Genomic DNA, 25,452 nt, shown 5'->3' with positions numbered 1-25,452 from the left:
GGGTATAGTTCGGGTTGTATTCGAGTACAAAATGCCGACAAGTTTGCTTCGATGATATTAGAAACCCAAGGTATTGATGGTGATAAATTAACGGGTAAAGAGGGGCCTGTGAATGGCACGATCCCATTAAAGCAGCGCATCCCCGTACACATCATCTATCAAACCGTTTGGTATGAAGGTGGAGAACTGCACTACCGAGATGATATCTATCGTTATGATGCATTCAGCACCAGTAATGGGTGAATGGATACCGCTAGAACAGTGGTCACCTAAGTAAGCAGGGCTGCGTCTCTCAATTTACCAAAAAATCACTTAATAAAGATCTCTTTTATGTTCAAAGAGTAACGATGCTGTTGCTCTCTCTTGAGCATTTCGAGCACAATTTATGCATTTGATCTTCACAATGGAGTCCGGTAGTGTCCGGGTTTGTTGAAAATAAATTCAGTTGTGAAGGTATCCAACCTTGTTAGTTTCTCGTCGTCATTTTATAAAATTGGCTGGTAGTGGTGTAGTTGTAGCGGCGTGTGTCCCCCAAATAGTATTGGCATCGTACCCTGAAACCTCTCGCATACTCGCGATGAATAATTTACATACCGGTGAAACACTTGAAACCTGTTATTTCAACGGTGTTCGTTATGTTCGATCTGAGCTTGATCGGCTCAACAATATTTGCCGTGATTTCCGCCGCAACGAAGTCCATCCAATGGACAAAAATCTATTTGACCAAATATCGGAAATTCAATCTCTACTTGGCACTCAAGCGGAAGTACAAATCATCTCTGGTTATCGATCTCCTGCCACCAATGAAATGTTGCGCACTCACTCCTCTGGGGTTGCTAAGAAAAGTTTCCATATGCTAGGCCAAGCAATTGATTTTCGGTTAGATGGTGTTCAGTTGAGTCAAGTACGCGAAGCGGCGATCGAATTGGGCGCTGGCGGTGTTGGTTATTATCCTAGCAGTGATTTTGTGCACATTGATACTGGGCCTGTGCGTCATTGGTCATAAGGCTGTTCGTGACTTGTCAAATGAAAGTGTCAATGTCATAGTTCGGCCAACTGCGAATTCGAACAAGGTTTTAGTATGTCGTTAAAGTATCAAGTGGTGCCCGTCACTTCCTTCTCTCAAAACTGCTCTATCGTTTGGTGTGATGACACCATGGAAGGGATCGTGGTTGACCCCGGCGGTGATGTGAAACAGCTCGTGATGTTGATCAATGAACTCGGGGTAAAAGTGGTCAGTTTGGTTCTTACTCATGGCCATTTAGATCATGTCGGTGGAACCGAACCGCTGGCGCAGCAGTTGGGCGGCGTCGATATTATTGGACCACACAAAGCGGACAACTTCTGGCTACAAGGCCTCGAAGGTCAAAGCCAAATGTTTGGTTTTCCACTGACGGAAGCCTTTGAACCTACCCAATGGCTTAATGACGGTGATGAAGTGAAGTTTGGCCTTCAAACTCTACAAGTATTACACACGCCCGGCCACACGCCCGGCCACGTAGTGCTGTTTAGCCAGCAAGCGAAATTGGCGTTTGTTGGCGATGTATTGTTTAACGGTAGTATCGGCCGTACGGATTTCCCGCAAGGTGATTTCAATACCCTTATTCACTCGATCAAAACTAAGCTATGGCCACTTGGCAACGATGTGACGTTTGTGCCCGGCCATGGTCCGCAATCGACTTTTGGTCGTGAACGTGCCAATAACCCTTATGTCGCAGATGAAATGCCCCTGTATTGATCTTGATTAGGCTCAGAGTGTTCCTTCTGCGCCCATGAAACTATGTCTTAGTCTGGTTCGGCCGCCGCGAGGTAGCGCCGAATCAACCCCACAAACGCTTCGGCGTCACGATCCAAATCGTGCGCTGAGATAAAAATATCATAATCAAAAAATTGCCGTTGATAGCGCATCCGATTGGCTAACATTGCCATAAGACCATGATAGTAATTACCGTTTGGCGCAGTGTAAGGTGCGCTGTCGAGTACCAAATCTTCAAATTGAGTCTCTTTGCGCTGTTGTTTTGCTCCTAAGTAGAGCAGCGCGCGCTGACTGAGCAAGATCTCACTAGCGATTCTGGGACATACACTCTCAAGGTAAGGTGAATAATCCTTCAGTTTGATCCCAATCCAAGGCAAAGGTTGGTGCCAACCATGAGATTCATAACTGCACACCCCAATGCGGCTGATATTGTTCCATTTTACGACCCAACCTCCTTTAAAGAGATGCTGCTGAAAATGGGTATCGGTTAGGGTGTAGCTAACTTTTCCTTTCAAAATCAAAAAATAGAAGGTGATTAGAGTCACCGCCAGTGTACTCACTAACAGCAGCGCATGAATAATGTTGGATGAGAACATGACAATGCAAATTGAAGCGATGATACAAATCGTATTTATCCATTTCACCATAGGTGATTGCAAAGAAAAGCGCGTATTAGACAAATGTTGGGTGTGCATAAACCAGTGAAACTCCTTCGAGCTACAGCATCGTTGTTGGCTGTTGCGACCTGTATGAATTGTAGTCAGTTGCCGCATCGAAATGCGTTTTTGACCCTCAATCTGTGCTATGCTGTGCTATGCCCTACAAATCGAGGACGATTTTTGATATAAAACGCGCTTCAAATTTTCACCACTGCTTGAAACGCAGTGAAATGGAGAAATATTCGATGAGACTTGCTCATAAGCGTAAGGTGCAGGCCAAATTGCAAAAGCGTATTAAAGCGACGGTTGCAAATTTGATCGCCTCTCAATCAGCAAAGCCTGTAACAGCGCAATCGACCATAGCAAAAACCGCTGCAACAAAAGTAGTTGTGGAGAAAGCGACGGCGAACTCTAAAAAAGTGGATGTCGTGTTAACGCCAAAACAGCAACAGGTTTTAGATATCGTCGCTAACCACGCAGAAGGTATGAATCCTAAATCGATCGGCTTAAGTGCTGGTCAAGAAGATGCGAAAGCCGCCGCTTGGGCCACTGGCGCACTCAAGAAACTAGTAGAAGAAAATCTGGTAGTGAAAGAGCAGTTAGCAGGCAACAAAGTTATCTATAAAGCCATTTAATCTGTTGTTCGTTGTGAATGAATTAGCCTCGGTAGCCCCGAGGCTTTTTTACGATCAAATTTTAAAATGCAATCAAAGCTACTCTTCTTTGGTAATAGAACCAATTTCGAGCATCGGTGCGACATCAATGTTTTCAGCATTCATCATAGAAGATAAACGTTGTACTGATGAGAGCAACAAGCTTTGCTCCCACTCTTGAAGCTGCCTAAATTGTTCGACAAAGCTTTCTTGTAGTGGTTGCGGTGCCTTTTCTAGCAGCTTCTTACCTTCGTCCGTTAAATGGGCGTGCACTTTTCGTTTATCGGTATTGCTGCGAATTCGCTGTACGTATCCGTTGCGCTCTAATCTATCCAAAATGGTGGTGGCAGTGGCCTGGCTCATGTTCGTATGATCCGACAATGTGCGGATAGTCACCTCACCAAGGGTTTGAATTGAGCGCATTAAAATAAGCTGGGGACCAGTAAGCCCAGCGTCTCTATTCAGTTTTTTAGAGTGCAGATCAATTGCGCGAATAATTTGTCGAATTGAGATCAAAACTTCTTCATGTTTTTCCAAACTCATTGTCCCAAAAAGAAAGTTATTAATAAGCGGGGACCATAGTGCAGTTCTTTTCACTTGAAAAGTAGCATTCGACCTCTTTTGTGTTGCTCTAAGATGATGAGTGTATAAGTTGAGATGTAAAATGATTAGTGCTCGAATGTTTTTGTTTTCGATTTTTACCCTAAGTTGGTTGAAGTTTAACCTTTGAGGCTTGTTTTTTGCCTTTGACGGCATTTTTTGTTGCTTTTTAGTGGATTTTTTCTGTGGTGTTGGTAGGGTGTTCAGAATATTGAAAAGTAAATTGCTATGAGTACGAAGTTATTTTTGGTTTTTTTCTTAAAATTGTTTCGTTCTCATGGTTATTAATCTCAACTGAAAAATCATGTTTAGATTTCTAGAGAGGTAAAATGACAAAAGGTATTGATAAGTACAGTATTGACAGTACTGACTACACAGTCGGGCAAGATAACGTGCAAAAGTGGGGGTTTGATGTTCATAATCCAGTGTTTGGTTTTAGTGCTGGATTTATTGCGCTATTTTTAGTCACCGCTTTAGTCGTTGATCCTGAGATTGCGAAGAGTGGGCTTGATGGCGTTAAATGGAAAATTATTGGCACTTTTGACTGGCTGTTTATTTGGTCGGGTAATCTTTTTGTGTTGTTTTGCTTAGGCTTGATTGTTTCTCCCTTTGGTAAAATCCGTTTAGGTGGCCAAGGGGCAACAGCAGACTACTCTTATATTTCTTGGCTCTCTATGCTGTTTGCCGCAGGGATGGGTATTGGTCTCATGTTCTGGAGTGTCGCTGAACCTGTGGCGTATTTTACCGGTTGGTATGAGACGCCCTTAGGTGTTGCAGCCAACACACCCGAAGCAGCTAAACTAGCATTAGGTGCAACCATGTACCATTGGGGTCTACACCCTTGGGCCATTTACGGTGTGGTAGCGCTTTCCCTTGCGTTCTTTACTTACAACAAAGGGCTTCCGCTTTCTATTCGCTCTATTTTTTACCCGTTGCTTGGCGATCGCGCTTGGGGCTGGGCAGGGCATATCATTGATATTCTGGCTGTATTAGCAACATTGTTTGGCTTAGCAACTTCATTAGGGCTGGGTGCTCAACAAGCGGCTAGTGGTATCCATCATGTGTTTGGCATTGATGCCGGAATGGGTTTACAAATTGTCGTGATTACCGTCGTTACTTTATTAGCGGTGGTCTCTGTGGTGCGTGGTATTGATGGTGGTGTCAAAGTCATCAGTAACATCAATATGATCGTGGCATTCTTGCTGTTGATTTTAGTTGCACTGATTGGTTATACCGTAACCTTTTCATCCATTCCAACCACATTAATGGCGTATATTGAAAATATCATCCCACTCAGTAACCCGCACGGTCGAACTGATGAGGCCTGGTTCCAAGGTTGGACCGTGTTCTACTGGGCTTGGTGGATTTCGTGGTCACCATTTGTTGGAATGTTCATTGCGCGAGTATCAAAAGGCCGTACTATCCGCGAGTTCCTTACCGCCGTATTATTAGTACCTACGGCTGTTACCTTGATTTGGATGTCTGTATTTGGTGGTTTGGCGATTGATCAAGTCATCAACAATGTTGGCCAATTAGGCGCGAATGGTTTGACCGAAGTGCCACTGGCGATGTTCCAAATGTTTGATGCACTGCCTTATGGCACGTTACTTTCAGTGATTGCGGTTGTGTTAGTGTTGGTATTTTTTATCACCTCATCAGATTCAGGGTCACTGGTCATTGATAGTATTACTGCTGGAGGCAAAGTGGATGCCCCTGTCCTACAGCGTATTTTCTGGGCGTTGATGGAAGGCGCTATCGCCGTAGCCTTGTTATGGATTGGTGGCACCAATGCTATTGAAGCGTTGCAAGCCGCCGCCATATCAACGGCGCTGCCATTTACTATCGTGCTGCTGCTGATGTGTGTCAGCCTACTGTTGGGAATGCGAACCGAGCTCTTGAAACGTTAATTTCGACATTGATTTGAAAAGGCGACGAAAGTCGCCTTTTTTGATGTTTTTTTGACGATCGTCATTAGAGTGTTTTGCTAAAATACTAAGAAAAGCAAATGGTTATCTTGTGTCAGAATTCGACATATATTTCGTGCATCTTGTGTTAAATCTGGTTAATATTCGCCTCCGTTCCTGTATCTAACATTCTGCAAACCAATGAAATTAACCTTAAAGCAAAAGCTAATCGGTGCCAGTCTTTCTGCCGTCGTCGTTATGGCGAGCGCGTTGACTTGGCTAGCCGCTGATCAACTCTTTGAACAAACTCGAAATGGCGTATATTCGCGGGCAGAAAGCTTGTCAGCTGCCGCTGCGAAAGGCATTTCGGACTGGATTGTGGTCCGTAAAGAGATCTCAACCGCTTTTAATGACTACACCGCTCAAGATGATGTCGTTCCTTTCTTACAGAAAGCTCGCAAAGCGGGTGGCTTTGATGATATTTTCTTTGGTACGCCGCAAGGTGAGATGTATCGTTCACACCCTGAGCGTAACCGTGCTGACTATGATCCTCGCCAACGTCCTTGGTATAAAGATGCCGTTTCAGCGAATAAGCAAATTATCACCACCGCTTATAAAGATGCGATCACCAATGCACTGTTGGTGACAATTGCAGATCCTGTGCGTCGCAATGGGCAATTTGTCGGCGTCGTTGGTGCCGATGTGTTAATCGATCACCTCATCCAAGATGTCATCAGTTTAGATGCGGGCAAAAACGCCTACGCGATGTTGATTGATGCGCAAGATGGAACCTTTTTAGCGCATCCAGATAAAAATTTCTTATTAAAACCAGTGTCGTCATTGTCGAAGACGTTGACGATGAACATGATAGAGCAAGCAGTCGCCTCAGGTACCGTTGAAGATGCGTCATTACAAGGTGTCGATAAGCTATTTTACTTCGCCAAAGTACCGCAAACCGATTGGATTTTCGCTATCCAGATGGACCGCGCAACGGAAGAAGCAGCGCATACATCCTTGCTCATTGACCTAATTGTGACTGCACTTGTGATTACGATTGCTGTGATTGTAATCGTCTCTTGGTTAGTGAGCTTTTTGTTTAGAGATCTTAGCCGAGTATCCAAAGCCTTAGAGGAAATTGCTTCCGGAGACGGTGATTTAACTCAACGTCTTGAACCAAGAAGTGATGATGAAGTTGGGCAATTAGCACAAAACTTCAATATCTTTGTCGGTAACATGCACACTATGGTTTCTAAACTTAGCTTTGTTTCTACTGCATTATCTGAACAGTCAAAACAGACGGCCGCTCAAGCCAAAGAGCGTAGTGCGCGTATCCGTTTACAACAAGATGAAATTAATATGGTGGCTACGGCCATCAATGAAATGGCCGCAGCTACACAAGAGATTGCCGGTAACGCGGATCATACCGCTCAAAACTCTGGCGAAGCGGTAACGGATTGCGTACATGGTTCGAATCAAGTTTCACAAACACAAGGTTCGATTCAAAACCTGGCCAAAGAAGTTCAAGTGGCCACTGATGTTATCCTTGAGCTGGAAGCACACGGTAAACATATCAATACGATTCTGGCGACTATTCAAAACATAGCAGAGCAAACTAACCTGCTAGCATTGAATGCGGCGATTGAAGCTGCACGTGCTGGTGAGCAAGGTCGTGGCTTTGCGGTGGTTGCCGATGAAGTTCGTGTGCTTAGCCAACGTACACATGCTTCGACAAAAGAAATTCAGCAGATGATCGAAACGTTGCAATCAAGGACGGGTAAAGCGGTTGGCATTATGGGTGATAGCCGTATGCTTGCTGGAACCAGTGTAGATGATGCGAACGCCGCTGCAGCAAGTTTGATGCAAATTCATAATTCAGTTGAGCGCATCAGTGACATGGCGACGCAAATTGCCTCGGCCGCTGAAGAGCAAGCTTCTGTGACGTCGGAAATTACTCGAAACACGGAAGGGATCCGCGATGTGTCTAACGATCTTGCACAAGAAGCGCATGAAGCAGCAGCACAAGCATCACAACTTTCTGAGCTTTCGCATCAGTTAGAAAATGAAATTCGTCGCTTTAAGCTGTAAGTTCTAAGTTCTAAGTTCTAAGTTCTAAGTTCTAAGTTCTAAGCGTAAAAGCAGCAAGGCGAGATGTGATTAAAAAAGAGGAACCTAACATGGGTTCCTCTTTTTTTGCTCGTGTCGATCACGGTACTAAACCTTGAAAGAATCCCTTTAAAGGATAATCAAAAAGTTATAGCCACAACGTTCGGACACTTTGCTGCCGATCAAAATGATGAGCGATTTGTGCTTGGAATAATTCCGCGGTGGCAATAGCATCAACTAAAGCGTGGTGTGGAGTGTACGCTGGTAGCCCATAACGCGCTCGCGTTTGCCCTAAACGCACTGATTGTGGTTTTTGCCCTTTTAACTGGTTCCATAAACCTCCATGTAACCGTTGTTGAATTTCCGTTTCCAATTGCAAAGTATCGATCACAGGGAACTCAATGCCTTCACCCAATCGCACTTTTAATGCTTGATTGAGAAAGCTACGTTCAATATGGCGGTAATGAACCACAACAATTTTTCCAGATAAGGCCTTCAGTATCGACTCCTGCACTTCTGCCAAATCTGGCGCATCTAAAATATCGTTGTGTGTGATGCCATGGATAACCACCGAATCCTCTTTTAACGCTTGGCGTGGCCGAACTATCCAATGTTTAGAGCGGTTGAGATAGATACGGTTTAAGGTAAAAGGCACCAAGCCAATGGTGATAATGTCATCATGCTGCGCACTTAACCCCGTTGTTTCCAAATCTAAAGCGACAAACTCTATTTCATCGATTGGCGTGCTACCCTTAGCAATCGGCCTTGAATAAAAATCTTTGAGTAACGGATGGTTAACCAAAGACTGCTTATTGGCATATTTTGCTACCCAATCGATGCTTGGTTTTTGAAACCATTGTTTAATCACTTCTATCACTTAAAGTTATTGCTGGCTTGATAACGGAATTTCAAGAAATTTTGCGCATTGCTTAGGATTTGAAACGCATCTTTTAAATTACGTCTTTCAAAATCAGATAGGTTTTCTGGCTCGATATTGTTATCTGGCTCTATTTCTTGTTCAACGTCAGCCGCTTGGTGGCGAATGCGTACCATAGCGATAAACTCCATTGCATCACGCAGATCTTGCGCCCGTCCTTTGGGCAGAATTCCGGCTTCAATGATGTCATCTAAACGTTCAAACGAGTTGGTAGAACGTGAACCGACAGCCAATGCATGCACACGGATTAAATCCGCTAACGGTGCCGTGCCGCGACGTTTTAAATTGATGGTGTTATTGTGTCGTCCATCTTTTTCCATCACAAAGTCTTTGAAAAACCCCAATGGTGGCGTGCGGTTCAGCGCATTTCGTGCAAGGCATGCAAGAAATCGATTATTTTTGCGTGCTCGACGGACAATAAACCCATTCAGTTGTTCTGCCCATTTGGTCCTGCCACACACTCCGTATAAGTCAAAAAAGATGGATGCATTCAATAGCGCCTTAGGGTTAGGGTTATCTATCCAATCGGCAAAGCAGGCTTCCCATTCTTTACGAGTCATACGCCATATCGAGTTGCTGGCCATAATGTCCCCCGTACAGTAGCTGTAACCGCATTGATCTAAGCTGTCGCAGACAAATTTAGCGAACGCTTCGAAATAAGCACCATGCTGTGTTTCTTCATAGCTATCGTCCAAAATTAAAGCGTTATCTTGGTCCGTGACAATTAACTGTTCGTCACGGCCCATAGAACCCAAGGCTAAAAAGCAGTATGGAATAGGCGGCGAGCCTAGTAATTCTTCAGCAAGTTCAATGATTCTTTGTTTAAAGCTACGGCCAATCACTGACATCTCCGTGCCGATCATATGTGAGTTTGCATCTTCATTGACTAAACGAACAAAACTGTCTTTGACTTGGTGCGACAGTGTGGCTAACTCTTCAACGCTTTGTTGCTGGAAGATGCGACTGACGAGCAGCAATGAGTTTTGTGATTCGTAGCGAACAATATCGGTCGCTTCAATGATACCGATCGGCTTTTTTTCTTTGAGTATAGGAAGATGATGAACATTGTACCGAAGCATTTTCAGCATGGCCTCATAGACATAAGCATTATGATCTAATGAGATAACCTCCGTTGTCATCACTTCCGTGACGAGGTGATTAGGATCGATGCCAACGGCTAATACACGCGTGCAGAGATCTCGGTCAGTCAGGATGCCGATTACCGGGCTGCTATCGTCGTCACTCTCTTGCAAAATATCAGGATCAATCACCAGCAGTGAAGAGATACTCTCTTCCGCCATCTTGATCGCCGCATGTTGAATGGTTTCTGTTTTGTAAACGAAAGGAGCTTCTCGGCTGAGTAAGGTTCGCACTTTCGAGGTGGTGAGATCATTCTGCTCTGTTTTACTCAGTACGGCTTGGCGAAGGCGCGCGTTATCTTGCACTTCAACGAAATCAGCAAAGGAATCATAGTTGTCATATAAATCCTGAAACCTTGCCTCTGGAATACAATAAACCAGCGTATCTTCAATCGCAGTGACCGGAAAACGAACACGGTTATTGGTCAATAGCCCCATTTGACCAAATAAGCCGCCTTCGGTTAGGCGGTTGTATAATTCGCCTTTGCGACGGTACACCTCGACGACGCCGCTGCGGATAAAATACAAGTCCTGGATATGATCACCAAAATGAATGATGGGTGTACCTTGTCGAAAATAGGAGATTTCTACGCTCTGCGTCACTTCGAACAGTGTTTCTTCAGGTAGTTCATTGAACGGTGGATACTGAGCAAGGAAGTTCTTGATTTCAATTAATTCTGCTTCCATGGAGGCTTCCTTGTGTTTCGGAGTTCATATTGTGGGATTCTGACGTCGCGAGCCAGCTAAACGATGTAACTTGTCAAAGGGATCAGGTCACATCGGTGGCATTGGACATAGGATTCAGAGAGTTATAGTACATGAAAAGAACGTGCTTTGCAGGCAAGAGGGGAAAGTGAACGCGCTTCGATGTGAATCAAGTGCCATTTCAGTGAATTGAAGATAAAAAAATAGCCGACAAGTGGCGGCTATTGTTGTCTATTTCTTATCATTATCGATTATAGAACCGCTGCAATACCTCTGCACAGTGGGCCCATATTCGATTTCGTCATGCCTGCCACACTGATACGGCCGGAACCGACGATGTAAATTGCCAATTCATCTTTCAGACGCGCAACTTGTTCCTTGTTCAAACCAGAAAAAGAGAACATGCCATTTTGACGTTCAATAAAGCTAAAATCAGCCTTCACACCTTCGGCTTTTAGGGTGGTAACAAACAGCTCACGCATCTCTTGAATACGTTCACGCATTTCAGTCACTTCGTTTTCCCATTCTGCGCGCAGTTCGGCGTTGTTGAGGATATAAGTAACCACAGCAGCACCGTGCGCTGGTGGATTTGAGTAAATAGAGCGGATGATCGCTTTGATTTGTGAGAAGGCTGTTTCAGCGACATCTGTTGAGCCAGCAACGATGGTAAACGCCCCCACGCGTTCATTGTACAAACCAAAGTTTTTAGAGAATGAGCTCGCGACTAAGATCTCTTTATTGTATTTCGCAAAAGTACGCAGACCTTGCGCGTCTTCTTCAACCCCTTTCGCAAAACCTTGATAAGCAAAGTCAAACAGAGGAAGAAGCCCTTTATCAGCGACTAATTTTGCTAACGTTTCCCACTCTTTATCGGTTGGATCAATGCCAGTTGGGTTGTGGCAGCACCCGTGTAGAAGAACAATATCACCCGCTTGAGCTTGCTCAAGATCGGTAAGCATCGCTGCGAAATCTTTATCTTTCGTTTCGGAATTGTAGTACGAATACTGCGTGGTTTCTAAACCAGCCGCATTAAAAACACCGTGATGGTTTGCCCATGTTGGGTTGCTGATCCACACTTTCACGTCGCCGATTTGACGCTTAATAAATTCACCTGCTACACGCAGTGCACCAGTACCACCCGGCGCTTGTGCCGTTTTTGCGAGCTTTTGCGTCACAATCTCAGATTCATCGCCAAACAGGAGTTTTTGTACCGCGAGCCCATATTCAGCAGTACCTTCAATGGTGAGATAAGATTTGGTCTTTTCAGACTCAAGCAACGCCGCTTCCGCTTTCTTTACTGTCGCAAGAACAGGTGTTTCACCTGCTTCATTTTTGTAGATACCAACACCGAGGTTAATTTTTTCAGTGCGAGGATCTTTTTTAAACTCTTCGGTTAAACCAAGAATAGGGTCAGCCGGAGCTGCGACAACTTTTTCAAACATAATCATCATCCATGTAAAGTATTAGAAGGGATTTTAGAAACATAAAATTAAGCTATTTATACCTTTATGAAATATCTGTTACAACACACAAAACAGAAAAACTGAAAATAATTTGTGTTGGCTAAGAATCATGAACAAAAAGGCGATTTTTTTAAAAAAACTCTATCATCCACCGCTTTCAGGTGGGGAGATTAAATAGGTTTTACTTTGAGAAGAAGTCAGCTCAACGGCAAAATTCATCATCAAATACGATATTTTGCCATTGAGCGGAGGAGTTACTGTAATAAGAGATTAATGTTTATCCTGATGGCGAGCGGCAATGGCGACAAATTGTTGTTCAACACTCAAAAAAGCCTCTACGACTTGTGGGTCAAAATGTGTCGCTTCGCCCTGCAGAATGATGGCTTTTGCTTCGTTTGGTATTGTTCATGAATTTGATTTCATTACAGTATGTGATGCTTAAGTTTAGGTGATTAAATTCGTTCAATGTTGTCTTTTCGTAATTAACCGATGTGCGGAGGATCAGAAAAGCGATGGATTCTAGTGATGTATTTCTAGGAAAGATAGCTAAATAAAATAAAGCCAATGTGATCCGATCAGTGCGTCATGTTATGAGAACAGAGGGGAGGGCTCAATGACGTTACTCAGCCGAACTTAACGAAAGTCAATCGTTACTCTGATTGATAAGAGTGGACTGTTTAAAATTACCCAACACAACAAAAGTAAAATTACATTTACCGACTACATTGCAGATTCCCCTAAGCTTTCCTATCTTTAGTTATGAGCTTCAGGCGTTGCATAACAACTTCTTACATAACGCCATAGCTTTCGTCAGTGTTTTATGGCTAAAGGATAATAAATTATGCTCCTCATTAGGTTGGTACGTGTTTACGTGCCCTTAGTGCTATTGTCGATAGTTGCTCTTATGCCACAGCCAACTGATTTTGGTGTTTGGGCTTTGTTGTTCGTTACTTTTATTAGTGTCAGTTATGCACTTTGGAATTACGAATCCTTCATTTCCCAAGTCAAAGCTCAAAAAGAGACGATTGAACACCTTTCTCAAACACAAGGGCTCCAACTCGATGGATACCATTCTTTAGAGCCTCTTTTTGCCCAATCTCTGCCAGTGTGGTCTCGTCATATTGATTTAGCCAATGTGCAACTTACCGATTCTGTTACTCAACTGAGCCAGCAATTTGGTGATCTTGTCACGCAGCTTTCACAAGCACTCTCCTTCTCGCAAGGCTCAACCTTAAAAGATGAACGTAATTTAATGAGCGAAATTGAGCGTTGTCGAGCCACGCTTTCTAAAGCGGTTGATGAGCTTAGAGAAAGCCAAAAAACAAGAGAGCATATGCTTGATGAAATGCGTAGCCTTGATCAGTACACAGTCGAATTTAAAAAAAATGGCAACCGATGTGGTGGGCATTGCTGAAAAAACCAACCTATTGGCATTAAACGCAGCCATTGAAGCAGCGCGTGCCGGAGAGCAAGGGCGAGGTTTTGCGGTTGTCGCGGACGAAGTTCGTAACCTCTCACAGCGTTCAAGAGAGATCGCTAGCAGCATGACAGAGAAAGTGAACATTGTCAGTGATGCGATTAAGAGCACATTTAAGACAGCTGAATTGGCTATTGCGGCTGAGAGTGAACAGATGGAACAAACTGAGCATCGTATCGACTATGTTATTAACCACTTCCAAGATATAGCGCAAACCTTACAACAACAGTCTGAGCGTTTAAAAGAAGATGCATTTTCGGTAAAGGAAACGATAAGTGGTGTGATTGTGAAATTGCAATTTCAAGATCGAGTCAGCCAAATATTAGAGCAAATCAGTACCAATCTTAAGGAGCTTAGTGATTCATTAGAGTTGCTCAAACAAGACAGTAATCATGCGATCGCAGGCGAATTATCCCCGCAAAAATGGCTGGAAAAAATGACCAAGAATTACACCATGATAGAACAACATGAAAGTCACAAAGGTAAGGCTACTGAGATAAAAAGTAAGATGGTTAGTACGGACATTACTTTCTTTTGAGAACAGTAAATGAATAGATGAGGAACGCTGTGATGAACAAAACGGTACTTGTTGTAGATGATTCGGCTTCAATTCGCCAGGTTGTGAGTATGACCTTAAAAGGAGCAGGCTATCAGACGATCGAAGCTCAGGATGGTAAAGATGCATTATCCAAATTGGCCGGGAATCGTGTTCATTTGGTCATCAGCGACGTAAATATGCCGAATATGGATGGCATCACCTTACTCAAAGAGTTGAAGCAAAGGCCAGACACAAAATTTACGCCGGTGATTATGCTCACCACTGAGTCTGAGGCATCGAAGAAAGAACAGGGTCGTGCTGCGGGTGCGAAAGCTTGGGTTGTAAAACCCTTTGCACCTGAACAGATGCTTGCCGCCGTAGCAAAACTGATCCAAGCCTAAGGAGGGATTATGCTGACTCCACACCAAACCGATGAGCAATTAATGTTAAAACTTGACGGTGAACTGACGATTTATGAGGCTCGAGATTTGTTTGAACAGTTGACCTCTTTTGTGTCTCATAGCGAGAAGATCGCCATTGAACTGTCCCAAGTCACTGCTCTGGACAGCAGTTGCGTACAAGTATTGATGGCATTTAAAAAAGCAAGAATTGAACAGGGATGTGAACTGATTCATCACAGTGAAGTCGTGGTGGATGTGCTGGGTAAACTGGGGCTAGTGGGATGGTTTCATGACCCTATCGTTCTTTCGAGTTCACAATAAGACAAAGTGACAAGCTAATGACGAAGCCCCAGGGAGATACTATGGACGAAATGATGGCTGCGGCGCTCCAAACTTATTTTAATGAGAGTAGGGAGTTGCTTGAAGGGATGGAATCTGACCTTCTTGAACTGGATAACGGGAATCTTGATGGCTTAAATGAGCGATTAAACGCAATTTTCCGAGCAGCGCATACTGTAAAAGGCTCAGCAGGGATATTTAACTTAAATGAGATCGTTCGTTTTACTCATAAAGTAGAAAGCTTGCTTGATTTATTGCGCTCAGAACAACTTAAGTTGCATGAAAAGCATATTTCCTTGTTGCTTGAGTGTCGCGATCACATGGTGAGCTTGATTGATGATGCTCAAACGGGGCAAGAGTCATCAGAAGATGACGTTACCGGACAGCGCTTAGGGGCCAGATTGTCTGAGTTTTTAGGCCAATCTGAACTAGAAAATCATTCACCAACTATGGAATCTGAACCTGATCACACTACGATTGACAATTTCTGTTGGCATCTCTCTTTAACTTTCCCGCTTCATGCATTCCAAGATGGTATGGATCCGCTCTCTTTTCTTTCTTATTTAACTACGCTGGGAGAGGTTATTTATATCGAGGCTGTCGACCGGAAATTACCAGATTGGCATAACTTTGATCCAGAATGCTGTTATTTGGGTTTTGAACTCCGTTTCTATTCTCCGGCATCTAAACAACAAATCGAAGATGTATTTGAATTTATTCGTGAAGAAGGTGAGGTTCGAATCTTTCCGCCGAGTGCCAAAGTGGGCGACTTCATTGAATACATTCAATCAATGCCTGATGAAAATTATAGAATTGGGGAAATATTAGTTCGTTGTGGCGCGCTCACTGAGACTGAATTGCAGCGCGCATTGCAGCAACAAAGCGAACGGCGAGAAGTTAACTCGGATACAGTACCTATCGGCGAAATTTTGACTCAAAACGATGCGCAGTTAGCACTCGTGCTCAATGCTGCGGTTGATAAACAGAACAAGGCAAGAGAGGCACTCACCAAAGAGCAAAAAAGCTTGCGAGTGGATGCTGAAAAGTTAGATACCTTGATTAATTTAGTTGGGGAGTTGGTCACCGCAGGTGCCGGCAGTGCATTACAGGCGGAGCTAATTGGCGAAAATGTAATGATTGAATCTGTTGCACGGCTCAATGGCCTTCTCGAGGAAGTCAGAGATGCGGCACTACAGCTTAGAATGGTGGCTATCGGCGCAACATTTGTCCGTTTTCAACGCGTTGTCCGTGATATGGCGAAGGAGTTAAACAAGAGTATTCAACTCACCATTACTGGCGCTGATACCGAATTAGATAAATCGGTTATTGAAAAAATTGGTGACCCTTTGATGCATTTGGTACGCAATGCGATTGACCACGGCATTGAAACAGAAGAAGAACGCGTAGCAAATGGAAAGCCTGCACACGGAACGATAACACTTAATGCCTACCATGACTCAGGCAATATAGTGATCGACGTAAGCGATGATGGAAAAGGACTCAATAGCGGAAAATTACGCGCAAAAGCAATTGAAAAAGGGCTACTTGATGAAAACCAACTCGTGACCGATGACGAGATTTTTCAGCTCATTTTTGAGCCCGGCTTTTCAACGGCCCAGCAGGTTTCCAATATTTCAGGGCGCGGTGTCGGTATGGACGTAGTGAAGCGAAATATTACTGATTTGCGAGGTCGAGTCGAAATACACAGTATGCTCAATCAAGGAACAACCATCCGTATCGTATTACCGCTCACACTTGCGATCATTGATGGCTTCTTAATTGAAGTAAGTAGAGAAACCTTCGTTGTGCCATTAGATGCCGTTCAAGAATGCGTCGAGCTTGATGATAAGTGGCTCAAAGATGGCCAAGGTAAGCCATATATTAATCTTCGAGGCCAAGTGCTGCCTTTAATTGATTTAAGAGCGCAATTTGGCCTCACTGCACGTTGTTCAAAACGCCAAAATGTGGTTGTGGTCAGTAGTGCTGGACAAAGTGCTGGTTTGATCGTGGATAATTTATTAGGGGAATTACAAACCGTAATTAAACCACTTGGGCCGATTTTCTCACGGGTTAAAGGAATTAGTGGTTCGACTATTTTGGGTAGCGGAGATATTGCTCTTATCTTAGATATCGCTAGTTTATCGCAACATATTATGAAGGAAGAGTCTAAGCATCGCTTATTAGCAATGCACTAACTTGGCTCAATTATATCGTCAGAAAGGAATAGGCTATGTTTAAAAATATTTCAGTCAAATTCAAACTAAGCATGCTAGTTGGCATTTTAAGTTTGTTACTCATTATTGTCGGATCATTAGGGCTTTATGGCATGCAAAAAACATTGCATGGCCTAAAAACGGTTTATTATGACCGAACTGTACCAGCGCTATCTATAGGTGATATTAAAACTCGCTTTTTGAACAATCGAATCGCTCTAGAATTTTCACAGTTATATCCTCAACCCAATATTATTCGAAGTCAAATTGAGGTTGTAGAGAATCACCTTAAAGCTATCGATGAAATATGGTTGGAATTCAGACAGACGAGTTTTACCGAAGAAGAAGCCGTTTTAGCAAAGCAATTTGAAGATAGAAATAAAATATTTATTGAGCAAGCGCTTGAGCCCACATTAGAGGCATTACGCCGTTCTGATATAGACGAGGCGACGAGACTTGCAGCAGAAAAAATTCGTCCTCTTTATGTGCCAGTTGAAGAAACGCTGAATTCACTTATTCAGTTGCAAACCAAAGAAGCACAGCGTGTATATTATTATGAGGTCGAATTGTATGACAATTTATATATGCTTGCGATTATTTCTATAGTTATGGGCCTGATGATTGGTATTGGATTTGCAATCACCTTAATTCGTGGAATTTGTAATCCCTTAGAGCAAGCTGTATCTATTGCTAATAATTTAGCAGCGGGTGATTTGACTGGAAAAATCGAGGTGACATCAAACGATGAACTAGGACGCCTACTAGAAGCAATGCAAAAAATGGTGGCCAAGTTGTCAGACATCGTAGGTGAAGTGAATAGCTCAAGTAACGCATTGGCTTCCGCTTCTGAAGAGGTGTCGGCGACTGCACAAAACTTAAGTCAAGGTGCGAGCGAACAAGCGGCCAGTGTTGAACAAACTACCTCGTCGGTAGAACAGATGTCAGCCTCAATCGCGCAAAATACCGAAAATGCAAAAGTGACCGATAGCATGGCAGGAAAGGCGGCTAAAGAAGCGAAAGAAGGTGGGGAGGCGGTAGCTAAAACCGTGTTAGCGATGAAATCGATTGCTGAAAAAATTGGCATTATCGATGATATTGCTTATCAAACTAACTTACTTGCGCTCAACGCAGCGATTGAAGCAGCCAGAGCAGGTGAGCATGGGAAAGGTTTTGCAGTGGTGGCAGCGGAAGTTCGAAAATTGGCAGAGCGCAGCCAGATTGCTTCTCAAGAAATTGGTGAAGTCGCTAAAAATAGCGTTGGTTTAGCGGAACAAGCTGGAAAACTGCTGGATGAAATGGTGCCTTCTATTCAAAGAACGTCCGATTTAGTACAAGAGATCAATGCTGCTTCAATGGAACAAGCAACCGGTGCAACACAAATTAACCAAGCGATGGAACAGCTCAACAGTATCACGCAACAAAGTGCTTCCGCATCAGAAGAGCTTGCGTCAACTTCAGAAGAGATGAGCAGCCAAGCTCAGCAACTTCAGCTGCTCATGACCTTCTTCAAAACGGAAAATCATCGCCGGGAAGTCTCAAGCAAAACCTCAGTCCACCGGGAGCAGCAACGCCATAAACAGAAGAAGGATGTTGAGTTTGTTTCTATGGACGATGAACCTGAGTATGTGCGCTTTTAGCGTCTGGAGGTGAATGTGGCTAATCTTATTCCGGTTGACGCTAACTCGATGATATTGGCTAAGTCCAATACAGAATTGGCACAAGATCAACAGTACTTAACATTTCAGCTCAATGGTGAAATGTACGCCTTTACCATTTTGCATGTTAAGGAAATATTAGAGTATGGCAAAGTAACTCAGGTACCAATGATGCCTGACTACATTCAAGGCATTATTAACTTGCGTGGTGAAGTGGTACCTGTCGTTAACCTAGCTCGGCGTTTTTATCTTAAACCGCAAGAAGTGAATAAAAAGACCTGCGTTGTCATTATCGAAGTAACGAATGAAGAACGTAGCCAAGACCTAGGTGTTATGGTTGACAGTGTTTCTGAAGTCATTGAAATATCAAGTAATTTCATGAGGCCTGCGCCTAATTTTGGTACCAAGATCCGTACCGAATTTATTTGTGGTATGGCTCAATTCGATGAAGAGTTTGTCATTATTTTAGCGGAGGATAAAGTCCTATCTGTTGAAGAGTTGGCCATGATGGAACAGGTCAAAGAGCAGAATGAACTTGCAAGTTAAGCACAAATCTCAGCAATTTGGGAATTCAGCCATGAAGCAAATGTCCATCATCAGTGATGCAGACTTTGAGTTGTATCGTGGCTGGATATACCAATCGGCAGGTATTGCACTAACGCCTAGTAAGAAAGCGTTGGTGGTTGGGCGTTTAAGCGGACGCTTAAGGGAGCTCGGTATAAGTTCGTATCGGGAGTATTTTGAGTATTTGACCAAATTTAGCGATCAGCAAGTACGCAAACTTGAGCAGCAACGAGTCATCAATTTACTGACCACCAATGAAACGTACTTTTTCAGAGAAGAGGCACATTTTGCTTACATCCAGCACCATCTCTTCACTGTATGGGGGAAAAAACAGATCCGCTGTTGGAGCGCTGCAAGTTCTACGGGGGAAGAAGCTTATTCATTGGCAATGTTATTGGATAGCCGTTATCAAGGGGCATGGCAAATAGTCGGTACCGATATTAATAGCCAGGTGTTGCAAATTGCATCACAGGGTATCTACCCGATGCTGCGCCATGAACATATACCGAAAGCGTATCTCAAAACGTATTGCCGAAAAGGGATTGGTTCCAAACATGATACATTGAAAGTGGTTAATTCATTAAGAAAAAAAGTGAAATTCGAACTAGCGAACTTACAAAATCAGTTGGATGAACTTGGTCATTTTGAACTCATTTTTTTACGCAATGTTATGATTTATTTTGATCAAAATACCAAACAAAGGGTGATCAGTAACGTTATTAGCCGATTGAAGAGTGGCGGTATTTTGTTGATTGGCCACTCTGAAACGTTAAACGGACTCAACTGCGATGACTTGCAATTACTGCAGCCGTCTATCTATCAAAAACGAGGGATTTGTGATTAATGGCGAACGAATTTTTATCTAAAACAGAGGCTATGAACTTGATGCCTGGCGAGATATTCTTTGGTCATCACAGAGGTTGGATTCATACGCTGCTGGGTTCATGCGTTGCCATTACGTTATGGCATCCAAAAACGCAGTTGGTGGGTATGTGTCATTATCTGTTGAGCCAGCGCTCCGCCCTAGGTGAAGAGGCCAAACAACCTGAAGGCTATTATGCTAGCGATGTTGTGGCGTATTTTTCCCTTCAGTGCCGACGACATCAAATCAATCCTAAGGAATGTGTTGTTAAAGTATTTGGAGGTAGCACTATGTTTGCAGGTCACTACAGCAAAGTCGCTTCGATAAATGTTGCACAACAAAATGTGCGACTGGGTATGCAGTTACTGAAAGAGCACGGTTTTCAAGTAAGCCGCAATGATGTAGGTGGAAAGCGTTATCGTAAAGTATTTTTTGATGTCCAAAATGGTGATGTTTGGGTTCAATATGGGCGATCTTCTGCAAGAGAGGTAGCTTATTAATCAGCCATTGAGGGTCGACTTATAGAGGCGTTACATGAAAAAAATAAAAGTATTAATCGTGGATGACTCTGCGGTTGTTCGGCAAGTGATCAGCGCTTTGTTGAGTAATGAACCTGATATTGAAGTGCTTACTCCTGCTTCTGATCCGATATTCGCTCAAAAAAAAATGGCTGTTCAATGGCCAGATGTGATTATTTTAGATGTAGAAATGCCTCGTATGGATGGTATTACGTTTCTCAAGCAACTGATGGCGCAGCATCCGACGCCAGTCATTATTTGTTCTACACTGACGGAACGTGGCGCGGACGTGACGATGCAAGCATTGCAAGCTGGTGCGTTGACGATTATCACTAAACCCAAAGCAGGGTTGAAAGATTTTCTACAAGAAAGTCGGCAGGAAATGTTAAGTGCGGTGCGTGCCGCCGCACAAGCAAAGCTAGAAAATATTGTTAAACCCAAACCTCATGTACTCAAGAAAGTACAGCAAACAATGCCGAATCCGAATCACTCGACATTAACATTGAAAACCACACAAAAAGTGGTCGTGATTGGCACATCCACAGGTGGGACGCAAGCTTTAGAAGCGATCTTAACAGCATTACCAGCGGTCTCTCCAGGGATTGTTATCGTGCAACATATGCCTGAAAAATTTACCGCGATGTTTGCTGACCGGCTCAATGGGCTTTGTCAAATAGAGGTTAGGGAAGCACAGAATGGCGACCGAGTTCTTCCCGGGTTGGCATTGATCGCTCCGGGTGGCCGTCACATGCAACTAAATCGAAGTGGTGCACATTATCAAGTCGAAATTAAAGATGGCCCGGCAGTTAACAGGCATAAACCATCAGTCGATGTACTTTTTCGCTCAGCGGCAAAACATGCAGGCTCTAACGCTGTCGGTTTTATTTTAACGGGAATGGGGGATGATGGCGCCCGAGGTTTACTGGAGTTGAAACAGAGCGGTGCCTATACAGTTGCACAAGATGAGGCAAGTTGCATCGTTTTTGGTATGCCTAAAGAGGCAATCGAACGTGGTGGCGCTTGTTCGGTACTGGCACTCAATCAAATAGCTCAAGAAATATTACAACGAGCTTCATCTAGGCACTTATAGATTAGATCTTCATTTATTTTTATTTGAAACCGACTTGTTGAGACCCTCCCAACAAGTCGTAGTAGCTACTTTTTTAATCCAATTTGAGATTCGATGGCTTCGTTTTCTATTTCAGGGTGCTCCGCAAGCTTTTCTGAAGCCCATTTATTGATATGCTTCAAAATGGCTGACACGGCGTGTTTTTTTGTTGCTTGCTCATTTTCTGCCACCTCTAACGCTTGTTTAGGCTTTGAGCCAGTAGTGTCTTCGGCGATATGAAGCCAATCAGGATGCCAGTAGTAAGGTTGACCCGAAGGAGTCATCCAGCCATGGACACCGTTTGTTTCACCTTTGTACTGCAAATTATCTACATCATTTTTTTTCATATAAGTTCTCGCCATGGATCGATCTGAATATGTGGTTAATGTAACTCGGTTGCATAGCACAATAGAGTGAACATGATCATGTAATTGAACTAAATGTAACAAAGGAAGATGAAATTGAGGTGATTTTGGTCTCATGTTTATTTGAAATTCACTCTATTGTTATTGAGAGTGAACAGTGATTGTTGGGGAAATAAAAAAACCACCGAGTGTAACGTCGGTGGTTTTTACAAAAATCGTGTTTGATTTTTAGAAGTTTGCAGAGCGTGGTGTACGTGGGAAAGGAATCACATCACGCACGTTGCCCATACCAGTCACGTAGGATACTAAGCGCTCAAAGCCAAGGCCGAAACCTGCATGTGGAACTGTACCGTAGCGACGCAAATCGCGATACCAACTCATGTGCTCAGGATCAATGCCCATTTCAATCATACGTGCATCAAGTACATCTAGACGCTCTTCACGTTGAGATCCACCGATGATTTCACCAATACCTGGGGCAAGAACATCCATCGCAGCGACAGTTTTACCATCGTCGTTTAGACGCATGTAAAATGCTTTGATGTCTTTAGGGTAGTTCTTGACGATTACAGGTGCTTTGAAGTGCTCTTCAGCCAGGAAGCGCTCGTGTTCAGAAGAAAGATCAATGCCCCATTCAACATCAAATTCAAACTTACGACCTGAATCGATTAGGATCTTCACAGCATCGGTATAGTCTACTTGCGCAAAATCTGAATTAACGAACTGCTCAAGACGAGTAATTGCCTCTTTGTCGATACGCGAAGCAAAAAACTCAAGGTCATCACGACGTTCTTCAAGAACGGCTTTGAAGACATACTTCAGCATATCTTCAGCCAGTTTCGCGACATCGTTTAGATCAGCAAACGCGACTTCTGGCTCGACCATCCAAAATTCTGCAAGGTGGCGGATCGTGTTTGAATTTTCAGCACGGAACGTTGGGCCAAAAGTGTATACTTTGCTTAATGCACAAGCATACGCTTCGGCATTTAATTGTCCTGAAACAGTAAGAAATGTCTCTTTGCCGAAGAAGTCTTCATTGAAATCGACATTGCCTTGCTCAGTACGAGGAAGGTTAGCGAAATCCAGCGTTGAAACACGGAACATCTCACCCGCACCTTCTGCATCAGAAGCGGTAATCAGCGGCGCTGACATCCAGAAATAACCTTGATCGTGGTAAAAGCGGTGGATGGCTTGAGAAAGTGAGTTGCGTACACGAGCCACTGCGCCAATCACGTTGGTGCGTGGGCGAAGGTGCGACACTTCACGAAGATATTCAATTGAATGGCGAGTTTTTGCCATTGGATAGGTTTCAGCATCTTCAACCCAGCCAACAACCTTCACCTCAGTTGCTGCCAGTTCAAATGCTTGACCAGAAGCAGGGGACTCAACAATCTTACCTGTTACTTCGACAGAGCAGCCAGTAGTGAGCTTTAGCACTTCGTCGTTGTAATTATTCAGACTATTAGGGACCACGGCCTGAATCGGGTCGAAACAAGAGCCGTCATAAATGGCAAGAAAAGAGATTCCAGCTTTGGAATCACGACGAGAACGAATCCAGCCTCGGACAGTCACTTCACTGTCAACGGCTAGCTTACCGCTCAATACGTCTGTTACAGGCGCGTAAGTCATGTTTGATATAGTCTCCATTGAGGTAAAAATTCAACCCAATATTCAAAGGTATTGTCACTATATAAAGTGGACAAAAAACAAGCAAAACATTGGGTTGCTTATTACTTTTTAATTCAATGGCACATATTACCTGTCAATTCGTTCGCATCAACCTTTATTGTCGATTCGTGGCCGAATTCTTAGCAGAAAGCGTAAATTGATTCATCAATGTTTCTAAGCGCTGCGATAGCTGTTTTAAATTGACGCTGATTTCTCGAGTTTGCGTTGCCGATTGAGACGTATCATCAGCATGTCGAGTGATAACTTCGATTTTTCCTTGAATTTCTTGGCTGACTTGTGTGGTCGTTCGTGTCTGCTCTTGAATATTGTTTGCATGATCAAGCACCTGCTGCATCTCTTGTACGGCATTATTCATTGCGGAAGATAGCACTTCGACTTCATTTGAACGTTGATGTGCATGTGAACAGACCAAATCAACCGAGGCGAGTGATGTCGCACTATCTCGCTGAAATTGAGCGATGATTTTCTCAATGTTTCCAGTCGCTTCTGCCGTTCGTGAGGCGAGTTTTCGCACTTCATCGGCTACTACCGCGAAACCTCTCCCTTGTTCACCCGCTCGCGCCGCTTCAATTGCCGCGTTCAAGGCCAGCAAATTAGTTTGTTCGGCGATACTTTTAATCGTTTCAAGGATAGAAGAAACTAGTCCGGTTTGGTTATTAAGCTCAGAGATCTTATCTTTCACGGATTCGATATCACTCACTAAACCTTTGATGTCTTCGCTAGCTGTATGCGCTTGCTGTGCGCTTTGTTGAGCAACGGTGGCGGTATGTTTAATAAGCTTCGATGCATCAACAGTGGCTTGATTAACCGTCTGTTGCTGAGATTGCATCTCTTCAATATTGAGTTGGACGTCAGAGGTTTCACGCTGCTGATTTTTTGCCGCTTGGTTAGTTGTTTGTGCTACGTCGGTTAATTGGTTTGCTGAATCGGCAAGCGAATGAGATGTCTCTTGCACTTTTACCAAACTGTCCGAAACCGTGTCCATCAAGGAGTTGATGGAGACCGCGAGTTGTCCGAGTTCATCTTTTTTGGTGCTGATAAGTCATTTTGATAAATCCTTACTCTTACTGATGTCACACATGAATCGAGACGTATGTTGGATGGGGCGAACAATCATCTTGCGGATCAAAAAAAGCGTGATCATAAATCCGATAAAGGCAATGGAAGCCATGATAATAACGGCAATGACAGTATGGGTGCTGATCATTTGGTTTACATGGCTTAAGTTATATTCAAGGCGAATGGCTCCTAAAACGGTTCCTTCTTCCGCCATATGACAAGATACGCAGTTTGTGCCTCGGTAATCTAGGCTTGATTTCATCGGTAAGGCGACGACCAATCCTTTTCCCCATACCGCATTGAACGGCTCGATAACGGTTTCCCCGGCCAGTGCGCGTTTATCTATCTCGTCTATTGTGGCTTTTGATTTTCTTTTCCAGGACCATAAAATTTACTGACGGTTTCTGACCTTAAAACGCGTACTTGTTCGATGCCATCTTGTGCGAGTGCTTTCTGGCGTAAGGTCTCTTTCTGAGCCATGGTACCAGTCAACATCATCATATTGAGGCTATCAAAGTAGTTACTCGCTTTATCGTGTAACTGCTCACTCAACACCGAATTGAGAAGGTCACGCTGTTGTATATATTGATAGCTCGTTGACACCGTTAATACAAAAGCAAAAACTGTGATGAGCGTAAGTAGCAATTTAGACGTAATTGTTGAGTTCATGATGATTTTATTATTATTGAGAGGATGACTATGTAAATATAGCGTTAATATGCACTAGTGCAAAAGTTGTAGTCGT

The 25,452-nt window shown here is 43.6% G+C and carries 21 protein-coding genes and 3 pseudogenes; 16 read left to right on the top strand and 8 right to left on the bottom strand.

Features of this window, described 5'->3' with window-relative positions; translation table 11 throughout:
• From VOR_RS17500 to VOR_RS0116180, 3 genes and pseudogenes are all read left to right on the top strand, one after another.
• A pseudogene (locus VOR_RS17500) lies at nt 1-243 on the top strand (L,D-transpeptidase family protein); the annotation flags it as partial.
• Between the two features lie 220 nt (nt 244-463).
• A complete protein-coding gene (gene mepK, locus VOR_RS0116185; RefSeq protein ID WP_010320729.1) occupies nt 464-1,006 on the top strand; it encodes a peptidoglycan L,D-endopeptidase MepK in 543 nt (180 codons plus the stop codon).
• A 75-nt stretch (nt 1,007-1,081) separates the two neighbouring features.
• Nucleotides 1,082-1,738, top strand: coding sequence for an MBL fold metallo-hydrolase (locus tag VOR_RS0116180; RefSeq protein WP_010320728.1), 657 nt, complete (start codon nt 1,082-1,084; stop codon nt 1,736-1,738).
• A 47-nt stretch (nt 1,739-1,785) separates the two neighbouring features.
• Here the strand turns inward: VOR_RS0116180 and VOR_RS0116175 are convergent, their stop codons facing one another.
• Complete coding sequence (locus VOR_RS0116175) at nt 1,786-2,451, bottom strand: DUF2982 domain-containing protein (RefSeq protein ID WP_010320727.1); 666 nt, start codon at nt 2,449-2,451, stop codon at nt 1,786-1,788.
• Nucleotides 2,452-2,660: 209 nt separating this feature from the next.
• Here VOR_RS0116175 and VOR_RS0116170 point away from each other — a divergent pair, with 209 nt between their 5' ends.
• Nucleotides 2,661-3,050: a hypothetical protein gene (locus tag VOR_RS0116170; RefSeq protein ID WP_010320726.1), complete on the top strand. Its 390-nt coding sequence runs from the start codon at nt 2,661-2,663 to the stop codon at nt 3,048-3,050.
• Between the two features lie 78 nt (nt 3,051-3,128).
• Here the strand turns inward: VOR_RS0116170 and VOR_RS0116165 are convergent, their stop codons facing one another.
• Nucleotides 3,129-3,605 carry a MarR family winged helix-turn-helix transcriptional regulator gene (locus VOR_RS0116165; protein ID WP_010320725.1) on the bottom strand — a complete coding sequence of 159 codons (477 nt, stop codon included), beginning with the start codon at nt 3,603-3,605 and terminating at the stop codon, nt 3,129-3,131.
• A 392-nt stretch (nt 3,606-3,997) separates the two neighbouring features.
• Between VOR_RS0116165 and VOR_RS0116160 the strand changes: the two genes are divergently transcribed.
• Together VOR_RS0116160 and VOR_RS0116155 are read left to right on the top strand one after the other, a co-directional pair.
• Nucleotides 3,998-5,575 (top strand): BCCT family transporter, encoded by a 1,578-nt coding sequence (locus VOR_RS0116160; RefSeq protein WP_010320724.1) that lies wholly within the window; start codon nt 3,998-4,000, stop codon nt 5,573-5,575.
• 198 nt (nt 5,576-5,773) lie between these two features.
• Nucleotides 5,774-7,657 (top strand): methyl-accepting chemotaxis protein, encoded by a 1,884-nt coding sequence (locus VOR_RS0116155; protein WP_010320723.1) that lies wholly within the window; start codon nt 5,774-5,776, stop codon nt 7,655-7,657.
• A 166-nt stretch (nt 7,658-7,823) separates the two neighbouring features.
• Here the strand turns inward: VOR_RS0116155 and VOR_RS0116150 are convergent, their stop codons facing one another.
• The 3 genes from VOR_RS0116150 to VOR_RS0116140 form a co-directional block, all read right to left on the bottom strand.
• Nucleotides 7,824-8,540: a 3'-5' exonuclease gene (locus VOR_RS0116150; protein WP_029627295.1), complete on the bottom strand. Its 717-nt coding sequence runs from the start codon at nt 8,538-8,540 to the stop codon at nt 7,824-7,826.
• An 8-nt stretch (nt 8,541-8,548) separates the two neighbouring features.
• Nucleotides 8,549-10,438 (bottom strand): putative nucleotidyltransferase substrate binding domain-containing protein, encoded by a 1,890-nt coding sequence (locus VOR_RS0116145; protein ID WP_010320721.1) that lies wholly within the window; start codon nt 10,436-10,438, stop codon nt 8,549-8,551.
• A 269-nt stretch (nt 10,439-10,707) separates the two neighbouring features.
• The gene (locus VOR_RS0116140; RefSeq protein ID WP_010320720.1) at nt 10,708-11,898 is read right to left on the bottom strand and encodes an amino acid aminotransferase; all 1,191 of its coding nucleotides are present in this window, start codon (nt 11,896-11,898) and stop codon (nt 10,708-10,710) included.
• Nucleotides 11,899-12,760: 862 nt separating this feature from the next.
• Between VOR_RS0116140 and VOR_RS19185 the strand changes: the two genes are divergently transcribed.
• The 10 genes and pseudogenes from VOR_RS19185 (at nt 12,761) to VOR_RS0116095 (ending at nt 21,576) form a co-directional block, all read left to right on the top strand.
• On the top strand, nt 12,761-13,333 hold the full coding sequence (locus tag VOR_RS19185; RefSeq protein WP_286118557.1) for a hypothetical protein: 573 nt from the start codon (nt 12,761-12,763) through the stop codon (nt 13,331-13,333).
• A pseudogene (locus VOR_RS19180) lies at nt 13,326-13,934 on the top strand (methyl-accepting chemotaxis protein); the annotation flags it as partial. The gene VOR_RS19185 and the pseudogene VOR_RS19180, both read left to right, overlap by 8 nt.
• A 17-nt stretch (nt 13,935-13,951) precedes the next feature.
• Complete coding sequence (locus VOR_RS0116130) at nt 13,952-14,335, top strand: response regulator (protein WP_033197489.1); 384 nt, start codon at nt 13,952-13,954, stop codon at nt 14,333-14,335.
• A 9-nt stretch (nt 14,336-14,344) separates the two neighbouring features.
• Entirely contained in the window at nt 14,345-14,656 is a 312-nt protein-coding gene (locus VOR_RS0116125) for an STAS domain-containing protein (protein ID WP_010320718.1), read from the top strand.
• A gap of 17 nt (nt 14,657-14,673) precedes the next feature.
• The gene (locus VOR_RS0116120) at nt 14,674-16,869 is read left to right on the top strand and encodes a chemotaxis protein CheA (protein WP_081480782.1); all 2,196 of its coding nucleotides are present in this window, start codon (nt 14,674-14,676) and stop codon (nt 16,867-16,869) included.
• Nucleotides 16,870-16,904: 35 nt separating this feature from the next.
• Nucleotides 16,905-18,524, top strand: a complete 1,620-nt coding sequence (locus VOR_RS0116115) for a methyl-accepting chemotaxis protein (RefSeq protein WP_010320716.1) — start codon at nt 16,905-16,907, stop codon at nt 18,522-18,524.
• Nucleotides 18,525-18,539: 15 nt separating this feature from the next.
• Nucleotides 18,540-19,088, top strand: a complete 549-nt coding sequence (locus VOR_RS0116110) for a chemotaxis protein CheW (RefSeq protein ID WP_010320715.1) — start codon at nt 18,540-18,542, stop codon at nt 19,086-19,088.
• Nucleotides 19,072-19,950 carry a CheR family methyltransferase gene (locus tag VOR_RS0116105; RefSeq protein WP_010320714.1) on the top strand — a complete coding sequence of 293 codons (879 nt, stop codon included), beginning with the start codon at nt 19,072-19,074 and terminating at the stop codon, nt 19,948-19,950. The genes VOR_RS0116110 and VOR_RS0116105 overlap by 17 nt, the downstream gene beginning before the upstream one ends.
• Nucleotides 19,950-20,468 (top strand): chemotaxis protein CheD, encoded by a 519-nt coding sequence (locus tag VOR_RS0116100; protein ID WP_010320713.1) that lies wholly within the window; start codon nt 19,950-19,952, stop codon nt 20,466-20,468. The genes VOR_RS0116105 and VOR_RS0116100 overlap by 1 nt, the downstream gene beginning before the upstream one ends.
• A gap of 34 nt (nt 20,469-20,502) precedes the next feature.
• Nucleotides 20,503-21,576, top strand: coding sequence for a protein-glutamate methylesterase/protein-glutamine glutaminase (locus tag VOR_RS0116095; protein ID WP_010320712.1), 1,074 nt, complete (start codon nt 20,503-20,505; stop codon nt 21,574-21,576).
• 65 nt (nt 21,577-21,641) lie between these two features.
• On the opposite strand, the gene VOR_RS0116090 is transcribed toward VOR_RS0116095, so the two are convergent.
• The 3 genes and pseudogenes from VOR_RS0116090 to VOR_RS18090 all read right to left on the bottom strand — a co-directional run bounded on the left by VOR_RS0116090 (nt 21,642) and on the right by VOR_RS18090 (nt 25,376).
• Complete coding sequence (locus VOR_RS0116090) at nt 21,642-21,941, bottom strand: hypothetical protein (protein ID WP_010320711.1); 300 nt, start codon at nt 21,939-21,941, stop codon at nt 21,642-21,644.
• Between the two features lie 246 nt (nt 21,942-22,187).
• Nucleotides 22,188-23,588, bottom strand: coding sequence for an asparagine--tRNA ligase (asnS, locus tag VOR_RS0116085; RefSeq protein WP_010320710.1), 1,401 nt, complete (start codon nt 23,586-23,588; stop codon nt 22,188-22,190).
• Between the two features lie 154 nt (nt 23,589-23,742).
• Nucleotides 23,743-25,376 (bottom strand): annotated as a pseudogene (locus VOR_RS18090) (methyl-accepting chemotaxis protein).
• Between the last annotated feature and the right edge of the window lie 76 nt (nt 25,377-25,452).

Source organism: Vibrio ordalii ATCC 33509, from assembly GCA_000257205.1.
Lineage (GTDB): Bacteria > Pseudomonadota > Gammaproteobacteria > Enterobacterales > Vibrionaceae > Vibrio > Vibrio ordalii.
Note: the sequence above shows the minus strand (reverse complement) of the source record. Positions and strands in the feature narration are given on the sequence as shown.

Excerpts from the sequence above, each read along its gene's own strand:
- VOR_RS0116180 (WP_010320728.1), top strand. The coding sequence starts at position 1,082 with ATGTCGTTAAAGTATCAAGTGGTGCCCGTCACTTCCTTCTCTCAAAAC.
- VOR_RS0116175 (WP_010320727.1), bottom strand. The coding sequence starts at position 2,451 with ATGCACACCCAACATTTGTCTAATACGCGCTTTTCTTTGCAATCACCT.
- VOR_RS0116170 (WP_010320726.1), top strand. The coding sequence starts at position 2,661 with ATGAGACTTGCTCATAAGCGTAAGGTGCAGGCCAAATTGCAAAAGCGT.
- VOR_RS0116160 (WP_010320724.1), top strand. The coding sequence starts at position 3,998 with ATGACAAAAGGTATTGATAAGTACAGTATTGACAGTACTGACTACACA.
- VOR_RS0116155 (WP_010320723.1), top strand. The coding sequence starts at position 5,774 with ATGAAATTAACCTTAAAGCAAAAGCTAATCGGTGCCAGTCTTTCTGCC.
- VOR_RS0116145 (WP_010320721.1), bottom strand. The coding sequence starts at position 10,438 with ATGGAAGCAGAATTAATTGAAATCAAGAACTTCCTTGCTCAGTATCCA.
- VOR_RS0116140 (WP_010320720.1), bottom strand. The coding sequence starts at position 11,898 with ATGTTTGAAAAAGTTGTCGCAGCTCCGGCTGACCCTATTCTTGGTTTA.
- VOR_RS19185 (WP_286118557.1), top strand. The coding sequence starts at position 12,761 with ATGCTCCTCATTAGGTTGGTACGTGTTTACGTGCCCTTAGTGCTATTG.
- VOR_RS0116130 (WP_033197489.1), top strand. The coding sequence starts at position 13,952 with ATGAGGAACGCTGTGATGAACAAAACGGTACTTGTTGTAGATGATTCG.
- VOR_RS0116125 (WP_010320718.1), top strand. The coding sequence starts at position 14,345 with ATGCTGACTCCACACCAAACCGATGAGCAATTAATGTTAAAACTTGAC.
- VOR_RS0116120 (WP_081480782.1), top strand. The coding sequence starts at position 14,674 with ATGACGAAGCCCCAGGGAGATACTATGGACGAAATGATGGCTGCGGCG.
- VOR_RS0116115 (WP_010320716.1), top strand. The coding sequence starts at position 16,905 with ATGTTTAAAAATATTTCAGTCAAATTCAAACTAAGCATGCTAGTTGGC.
- VOR_RS0116105 (WP_010320714.1), top strand. The coding sequence starts at position 19,072 with ATGAACTTGCAAGTTAAGCACAAATCTCAGCAATTTGGGAATTCAGCC.
- VOR_RS0116100 (WP_010320713.1), top strand. The coding sequence starts at position 19,950 with ATGGCGAACGAATTTTTATCTAAAACAGAGGCTATGAACTTGATGCCT.
- VOR_RS0116095 (WP_010320712.1), top strand. The coding sequence starts at position 20,503 with ATGAAAAAAATAAAAGTATTAATCGTGGATGACTCTGCGGTTGTTCGG.
- VOR_RS0116090 (WP_010320711.1), bottom strand. The coding sequence starts at position 21,941 with ATGAAAAAAAATGATGTAGATAATTTGCAGTACAAAGGTGAAACAAAC.
- asnS (WP_010320710.1), bottom strand. The coding sequence starts at position 23,588 with ATGACTTACGCGCCTGTAACAGACGTATTGAGCGGTAAGCTAGCCGTT.